2 protein-coding genes are annotated in these 432 nt (G+C 42.6%); both read right to left on the bottom strand.

What is annotated here, in order from left to right; all coding sequences use genetic code 11:
* On the bottom strand, positions 1–253 hold a 253-nt coding region (gene secG, locus M3175_RS26095), incomplete at its 3' end, for a preprotein translocase subunit SecG (protein ID WP_251524615.1).
* Between the two features lie 91 nt (positions 254–344).
* On the bottom strand, positions 345–432 hold an 88-nt coding region (locus M3175_RS26090; protein ID WP_503328638.1), incomplete at its 5' end, for a triose-phosphate isomerase.

Raw genomic sequence — 432 nt, 5'->3', positions numbered from 1 at the left:
CAAGAGTACGACTAGATAGCGATTGCTGTTTAGCAAATACTGCCAGTGTCATACTGGTGATAAAGAAGATTGCTGTTAAAACCGCCGTCAAGCGCGTCAAAAAGTTGGCAGAGCCAGACGCACCAAATACGGTTGCCGAACCACCTGCACCAAATGAAGCGCCAGCATCGGCACCTTTACCATGTTGAACCAAAATCAGACCAATCATTGAAATCGCGACAATGATATGAACCACTAAAATTGCATTATACATACTTATCTCTACAAAACTTGATAGCACTGATGCCCAACAAGAACGCTGTCAGTGGCAAAAGTAAGAAATTTTAAATAGGTGATATTTTACCTTAAATTTGGGCAAACGCTTGAATAATTTGTGTAAAGCTCGTCGCGTCTAGTGATGCCCCGCCTACCAACACCCCATTTACATTTGGG

Source organism: Robertmurraya korlensis, from assembly GCF_023715225.1.
Classification (GTDB): Bacteria; Bacillota; Bacilli; order Bacillales; family Cytobacillaceae; genus Robertmurraya_A.
Note: the sequence above shows the minus strand (reverse complement) of the source record. Positions and strands in the feature narration are given on the sequence as shown.